Below are 7496 nucleotides of genomic sequence, written 5' to 3'. Positions count from 1 at the left end.
ACGAGTATAAACAGCAAAAACGTATATAATTATACAGACTATGCGGGAGTGGCGGAATTGGTAGACGCGCTGGATTTAGGTTCCAGTATCTTAGGATGTGAGAGTTCAAGTCTCTCCTTCCGCACCATGTTCTTACCTAGAACTAAAACTAATAAAATTTAAAGTTGGGATATCGCCAAGCGGTAAGGCACCAGGTTTTGATCCTGGCATTCCCAGGTTCAAATCCTGGTATCCCAGCCAATTTTATCAATTCCCTTCTCTATCTTTTGTCTTTTATCAAAAAATTATATGAGTGAGCTTTCGCCCACCCTAGCCATTCTATTAATACCAATTACATTAAATTAGTTAGCTATTTGATACCAATCGACTTAAATATTTAACCATTCTAGCGAGCTAAATAAAGCGCTAACTGCGTTCTAATTTTTTCAAGTAGAACAACTACATGTCAAAATTTACGCCTTGTTATCACTCCATTTATCTGTCGCTATAAATGGTCAGTAACTTAACACGATTGGTATAATTCGCTATGATAATAATATTTTTAATAAAATGAGAATTCTTAACTGATTTCACCGCTAATCGCATATTTTAATACCCAATGCTTTACCGGTCCGGTTTTATTTGCCATTTTCAAAAACTGACTGCGTGCCCACTGCAATGGAGTTAGTTGATTAGAAAAACCAAAATAACAAGCGTCCATCATACTCATCATTAACAAATTTGCTTTGCGTCTAGTTTGCTCATATTGTTTAAGATATTGTGCAGCACCTATATCGTCTGCATTTTTTAATATATCAGCAAGCGCTACGACATCTTGAAAACCTAAGTTAACCCCTTGCCCAGCGAGCGGATTAATCGTATGCGCTGCATCACCAACCAGCACGATACGGCCATCTGAATAGCTGTTGGCATGTTGGCGGGCTAACGGAAAAACAGCATGCTCTATGATATCAAAATCCCCAGCTAAGGGCGGGAAATGTGCAAGCAGTTGCTGTTTTAATTCGCTTGCTGAGAGTTGCTGCCATTGCTTTAACTGCTTTGCATCGTGGTAACAAATTAAATTGGCGTATGGCGCCTGCATAGGTAAAAAAGCTACCGGACCTGTGGGCTTAAACTGCTGCCATGTTTTAACTTGTTGCGCAGCGTCTAGTTTTATTAATACTCCCATACAATGCTGACCATATTGCCAACCCGTAACACCAATACCTGCCTGTTGACGTAATAACGATTGCCCACCATCTGCAGCAACAACTAAATCAGCTGTATATTGCTGCTCACCATAATGCAATGTCACTTGCTGTTCGCTTTGCTCAATTGCGGACAATGATTGAGGTGTTTCAATCACTTCGATATTGTGCTGTGCAAACTGTTGCCAGATACTCGCTTGAATTAAATTATTTTCAATTAAGTGGCCTAAATGAGTGGTATTAATATCGTGACAATCAAACAAAAGGTTATCGCCCGTTCGTTCAAACGCTTCGAGCTGTTGATATGGGGCATGTCGATGCACTCGTAAAATAGGCATAGCGCCTAAGTCATCTAATAAGTTTTCTGAAAAACGATTGATAGCAGATACACGAATATCAACTTTTTCACTTGCCAATACAGCATCAGCATCAATTATCTGCTGCTCAATCACTGTTACTTGGCATCCTTGTTTAGCGAGTTTAACTGCTGTGGCTGCACCAACCATGCCGCCGCCAACAACAATAACCTTGTTTTTCATCATTTTTAGTCACTAATTTGGTTATTTTCAGTGCGCTTGATTGTATCGTACTTCTGTTTACAAGTGCGAGTGAGTTTCATCTTAATCAACCATAAAACGCACTTTGTTTGACTTCAATTCACAAACATAAAAACTATACTTGGATCTAGACGGGTATCCAGCTAAAATACGCGTCCTTTAAGTAAGCGAAAGTGCCGCTTATCCTGTTTAGCGCACAACCGTGCCACTACCGAATTGAAAACGAGGCTATATTTCAATGAGTAAAAAGCTGCATATTAAAACCTGGGGTTGTCAGATGAATGAATACGACTCTCAGAAAATGGCTGATCTTCTCGATGCAACCAACGGCTACCAGTTAACTGATGAAGCTGGGGATGCAGATGTTATCCTACTCAATACCTGTTCAATTCGCGAAAAAGCGCAGGAAAAAGTATTCCATCAACTAGGCCGTTGGAAATTACTCAAAGATGACAAACCCGATCTGATCATCGGTGTTGGTGGCTGTGTTGCGTCACAAGAGGGCGATTCAATTCGCCAACGCGCACCATTTGTTGACGTTATTTTTGGCCCTCAAACATTGCACCGTTTACCTGAAATGATCAAACAAGTGCAAGGTAACAAAGGCAGCTCTGTGGTTGATATTTCATTCCCAGAGATTGAAAAGTTTGACCGTTTACCAGAGCCAAAAGCAGACGGTCCTTCTGCATTTGTATCTATTATGGAAGGGTGCTCTAAATACTGTACCTTCTGCGTAGTACCTTACACGCGCGGTGAAGAAGTCAGCCGCCCGCTTGATGATGTATTATTAGAAATTGCTCAACTTGCAGAGCAAAATGTTCGTGAAGTAAACCTACTAGGTCAAAACGTAAATGCTTATCGCGGCGAAACTCACGATGGTGAAATTTGTTACTTCTCAGATTTAATTCGTTATGTTGCAGCTATCGACGGGATTGACCGTATTCGCTACACCACGTCGCACCCGGTAGAGTTTACACCAGACATCATTGACGCTTATGCCGACGTACCTGAATTAGTCGATCACTTACATTTACCTGTACAAAGCGGTTCGGATCGTATTCTTAATTTAATGAAACGTGGTCACACTGCTATTGAGTACAAATCAACGATTCGTAAATTACGTAAAATTCGCCCTAATTTAAGTATGTCGTCAGATTTTATTATTGGTTTCCCAGGTGAAAGCGCCGCTGACTTTGAAGCGACGATGAACCTTATCAATGATATTGGTTTTGATATGAGCTTTAGCTTTATCTACAGCGCACGCCCGGGTACGCCAGCGGCTGATTTGCCTGATGATGTCAGCGAGCAAGAAAAGAAAGAGCGTTTATACCTACTACAAAACCGTATTACTCAAATGGCGCAACAGATCAGTCGTCAAATGTTTGATACTGAACAACGCATCCTAGTTGAAGGTCCATCCAAGAAAAATCCGATGGAGCTACGTGGCCGTACTGAAAACAACCGCGTAGTAAACTTTATTGGCCCACACACAGTGATCGGTCAGTTTGTTGATGTACGTATAACTGAGGCACTGCCAAACTCTTTACGCGGTGACTTAATTCGTACAGAATCCCAAATGAACTTACGCCGTGCGGTTGCTCCTGCTGATATTTTAAGTAAAGCAGCACAACCAGAGCCGCAAGCCACACCTGATGAATTAGGTGTTGCAACTTTCGTTCCTTAGGCGAAACTTACTGTGCCAGCCTCGCTGGCACATCAAAACAGGAAGCAATTTTGAGTAATCAATTAAAAAAATTAGAGATTTATTTAGAACCCTCCGACAACAAACGTCTTTCATCTTTATGTGGCCCGTTTGACGAAAACATCAAACACATTGAACGCCGCTTAGGTGTTGAAATTACTCATCGCGATAACTATTTTAAAATCACCGGTAAAACCACCAGCGCGTTTGCAGCGATGGAAATCCTCAAAGACTTATATGTCGAAACTCAGCCAGTACGCGGTGTTATTACTGAAATTGAAGCAAATACCGTACATTTAGCCATTAGTGAGTCAAATGCATTAGAGCAAGATGAGCTAAACGAATATGGCAAAGAGGTGATGATCAAAACTCGTCGTGGCGTAATAAAACCACGTAACGACAATCAAGGTCATTATGTATCGAATATATTTCGTCACGATATCACCTTTGGTATAGGGCCTGCTGGCACAGGTAAAACCTACCTAGCTGTCGCCGCAGCAGTTGATGCTTTAGAGCGTCAAGAAATACGGCGTATTTTATTGACCCGCCCTGCTGTTGAAGCCGGTGAAAAACTGGGGTTTTTACCAGGTGATTTAAGTCAGAAAATCGACCCATACCTGCGCCCATTGTACGATGCCTTATTTGAAATGCTCGGCTTTGAAAAAGTCGAAAAGCTGATGGAACAAAATGTCATTGAAGTCGCTCCACTTGCCTTTATGCGTGGTCGCACACTTAACGATGCCTTTATTATTTTAGATGAAAGCCAAAATACCACGGTTGAACAAATGAAAATGTTCTTAACCCGAATTGGTTTTAATTCAAAAGCAGTGATCACTGGCGACATTACCCAAGTAGATTTACCCCGTGGTGCGCGCTCAGGGCTTCGTCACGCCATTGAAGTACTTAGCGATGTAGACGAAATAAGCTTTAACTTCTTCCAATCACAGGACGTGGTACGCCACCCTGTCGTGGCACGCATTGTTGAAGCCTACGAACGTAACGATGAAGCAGAACGACTCAAACGCGCCGAAAAACAACGTGCTAAAGACTTGCTCGCAAACCAAGAGCAAGCGCAACCTTCGACTAAAGAGTGATGCCGTGAACACTGAACTTGATTTACAAATAGCCTGCGAGTTTGATAACTTGCCTAGTCTTGAGCAGTTTGCGCTGTGGGCTAATAAAGTGCTTAGTCAATACCGTGATGAATCAGAGCTGAGTATTGTTATTGCAGATGAAGAGCAAAGCCAACAACTCAATAATGACTACCGTGGTAAAGATAAACCAACCAATGTGTTGTCGTTTGAATTTGAAGCGCCAGCAGGTATAGAGCTACCTTTGGTGGGTGATTTAGTTATTTGCCCAGCCATAGTGTTAGCTGAATCAATAGAGCAAGAAAAGTCATTTCATGACCATTTTGCCCATATGGTGATCCACGGATGCTTGCATTTACTTGGATTTGACCATATAAAGGATGAAGATGCGACAGAAATGGAAAGCATTGAAAAGCAATTGCTTGCCGAATTAGGCATAGCAGACCCATATCGGGACGATATTTAAATTTACGGAGCAAGTAGACGCAATGAGCGACGATAACTCGCAGACTAGCCAGGGTTCTTCTGGCAAGACCTGGTTGGGTAGAATTACCCAAATGTTGCAAGGGGAACCCCAGAATAGAGAAGAGCTGGCTGAAGTAATTGCCGATGCGCAAGTTCGGGATGTCATTGATCCTGAAACCAAAGAGATGATCGAAGGTGTGCTCGGTGTGTCAGAGTTAAAAGTGCGAGATATTATGATCCCGCGCTCACAAATGATCACGCTCGAAGTGGAAGCGCCACTAGAAGAACTCATTCCAATGATGGTCGATTCAACGCATTCACGTTTTCCAGTGGTGTGTGAAGATAAAGACCACATTGAAGGCATTTTACTAGCAAAAGATCTATTACCACTGATCCTCAATAAAGATGATCTACTGCCATCATTACGTGATTATTTACGCCCAGCCGTTGTTGTGCCTGAAAGTAAGCGTGTTGATACGCTACTTAATGAGTTTCGCCAACAGCGTTACCATATGGCGTTAGTCATTGATGAATACGGCGGTGTATCTGGTTTAGTAACCATTGAAGATATTCTTGAGCTCATCGTCGGTGAAATTGAAGATGAACACGACGAAGAAGAGCAACTAGATATTCGTCAACTTGCAAAGCATGTGTTTGTTGTTCAAGCACTTACTCCTGTTGATGATTTTAACGAATATTTTAAAACTGGCTACAGCACGCAAGACGCTGATACCATCGGTGGTACTGTTTTACACGCCTTTGGGCATATGCCTGGCCGTGGTGAAATAATTGATATAGATGGCTTACAATTTAAAGTAACCAATGCCGATAATCGTCGATTATTGCAATTACAGGTTACAGTGCCAAAGGCTAATGATAACGACAGTGAAGACACTTCTGACTAACTGCCTGCATTTAGCAAAAGATAAAAAAGCATGGCTCGCACTGGTTGCGGGCCTCTTTTTAACCTTGTGTTATGCCCCTTTTGAGATTTGGCCCCTCACGTTCGCCTGTTTAGCATTAGCGATATACAGTACCCACACACATAATTCTGGGCAGCAATATGGCAAACTAGCCAGTAAACGCGCCGCCAAATATGGTTTTATATTTGGCCTCGGTTGGTTTGGCGCAGGTATCAGTTGGGTGCATGTCTCCATTGCCACCTTCGGCGGTATGCCACTGGTAGCCTCAGTGTTACTGATGGTGCTGTTATGTGCTTATTTAGCTATCTACCCGGCTTTAGCCTTTATGTTTGCCACACGCTTTGCCAGCGGCCCTAGTAGCTACGGTTTATTATTACTCTCAGGCTTTGCTGTCACCGAATACTTACGCGGTGTGGTACTCACCGGCTTCCCTTGGCTAAGCTTTGGTTATACTCAAACCGATAGCCCACTTAACTTTTTAGCGCCGCTGATCGGTGAATTTGGCTTAACGTTAGTGTGCATAGCCATCGCATTTGCACTCTATAGGCTTATTATTGCAAAAGACTTTAAACTAACGATAGCAACCGCAGCTATCATCGCTGTTATCAGCGGTATGGGTGTTGTTAGCCGCAGCAATCAATACAGCGAAACAACCATTAGTGCTTTATTAGTGCAAGGTAATATCAAACAAAGCCTGCGTTTTGAGCCTAGTGAGTTTTGGACCACTATGAGTAAATATCAAGACATGACTCGCCCCCACTGGGATGCAGACTTGATCGTCTGGCCCGAGGCAGCTATTCCTGAAATTGAAGCCCTTGCCGACAGCTTTTTGGCCGGCCTCGATAGCGCAGCGTCATTTAACAACACCGCACTTATCACCGGTATTGTTGATTACCAACTCGACACCAAAACTATTTTTAACACCCTTATTGTACTTGGCAATAAAGAGCACAGCGACGAGCACGGTCATTATCAATACTTAGGTAAAAATCGTTATCAAAAACATCAATTACTACCCATTGGTGAGTTTGTGCCATTCGAAGATATATTGCGCCCAATCGCGCCATTATTTGACCTACCCATGTCATCGTTCACTCGCGGCGACCAAGTTCAAAATAACTTACGTGCTAATGGCTTAAATATATTACCGGCCATTTGCTACGAAATCGCTTTTGCTGATTTAGTGCGTGGTAATTACCACAATGATTCGGATATTTTATTTACTGTAAGTAATGATGCCTGGTTTGGTGCCTCCCACGGTCCCCACCAGCACATGCAAATAGCCCGTATGCGTGCCCTTGAATTACAACGCCCGCTTATTCGTGTGACCAACAATGGCATTAGCGGCGTATACGACCCAATCAGTCAAATTCAAGTCCGCATGCCACAATTTAAAGCCGACACACTTAAAGTTAATATCAAGCTAATCCAAGGCGACAGCATCTATAGTCAATACGGTAACTTGCCTGTGTGGTTATTTATTTTTAGCATTACAATCGCAGCATTAATCGTAAAATTTAAATATAAAGATAATCACCGTTAAATATATTCACTAAAAAGTAATCACACAA

6 protein-coding genes and 2 tRNA genes are annotated in these 7496 nt (G+C 42.4%); 7 read left to right on the top strand and 1 reads right to left on the bottom strand.

Features of this window, described 5'->3' with window-relative positions; translation table 11 throughout:
• The first annotated feature begins 42 nt into the window (after positions 1 to 42).
• Positions 43 to 127: transfer RNA gene (locus H5180_RS08500), tRNA-Leu, on the top strand.
• A 38-nt stretch (positions 128 to 165) separates the two neighbouring features.
• Positions 166 to 240 (top strand) — tRNA-Gln (locus H5180_RS08495).
• A 319-nt stretch (positions 241 to 559) separates the two neighbouring features.
• Here the strand turns inward: H5180_RS08495 and H5180_RS08490 are convergent.
• Positions 560 to 1729: an FAD-dependent oxidoreductase gene (locus tag H5180_RS08490; protein WP_182735560.1), complete on the bottom strand. Its 1170-nt coding sequence runs from the start codon at positions 1727 to 1729 to the stop codon at positions 560 to 562.
• Positions 1730 to 1982: 253 nt separating this feature from the next.
• Between H5180_RS08490 and miaB the strand changes: the two genes are divergently transcribed.
• From miaB to lnt, 5 genes are read left to right on the top strand one after another with little or no spacing between them, the layout of a single operon-like run.
• Entirely contained in the window at positions 1983 to 3428 is a 1446-nt protein-coding gene (gene miaB / locus H5180_RS08485) for a tRNA (N6-isopentenyl adenosine(37)-C2)-methylthiotransferase MiaB (RefSeq protein WP_145240625.1), read from the top strand.
• 50 nt (positions 3429 to 3478) lie between these two features.
• Positions 3479 to 4540, top strand: coding sequence for a PhoH family protein (locus H5180_RS08480; RefSeq protein ID WP_145240623.1), 1062 nt, complete (start codon positions 3479 to 3481; stop codon positions 4538 to 4540).
• Positions 4541 to 4544: 4 nt separating this feature from the next.
• Positions 4545 to 5003 carry an rRNA maturation RNase YbeY gene (gene ybeY / locus H5180_RS08475; RefSeq protein WP_145240621.1) on the top strand — a complete coding sequence of 153 codons (459 nt, stop codon included), beginning with the start codon at positions 4545 to 4547 and terminating at the stop codon, positions 5001 to 5003.
• Between the two features lie 22 nt (positions 5004 to 5025).
• Complete coding sequence (gene corC / locus H5180_RS08470; protein ID WP_145240606.1) at positions 5026 to 5907, top strand: CNNM family magnesium/cobalt transport protein CorC; 882 nt, start codon at positions 5026 to 5028, stop codon at positions 5905 to 5907.
• Positions 5888 to 7468 carry an apolipoprotein N-acyltransferase gene (gene lnt, locus H5180_RS08465; RefSeq protein ID WP_145240604.1) on the top strand — a complete coding sequence of 527 codons (1581 nt, stop codon included), beginning with the start codon at positions 5888 to 5890 and terminating at the stop codon, positions 7466 to 7468. The genes corC and lnt overlap by 20 nt, the downstream gene beginning before the upstream one ends.
• Positions 7469 to 7496: the final 28 nt, after the last annotated feature.

The sequence above is a fragment of the Pseudoalteromonas sp. SR41-4 genome (genome assembly GCF_014163985.1).
Classification (GTDB): Bacteria; Pseudomonadota; Gammaproteobacteria; order Enterobacterales; family Alteromonadaceae; genus Pseudoalteromonas; species Pseudoalteromonas rhizosphaerae.
This window is presented reverse-complemented; position numbering and strand designations above follow the sequence as displayed.

Bases quoted from the DNA above. Each gene is read 5' to 3' on its own strand.
- H5180_RS08490 (WP_182735560.1), bottom strand. From the start codon at position 1,729: ATGATGAAAAACAAGGTTATTGTTGTTGGCGGCGGCATGGTTGGTGCA.
- miaB (WP_145240625.1), top strand. From the start codon at position 1,983: ATGAGTAAAAAGCTGCATATTAAAACCTGGGGTTGTCAGATGAATGAA.
- corC (WP_145240606.1), top strand. From the start codon at position 5,026: ATGAGCGACGATAACTCGCAGACTAGCCAGGGTTCTTCTGGCAAGACC.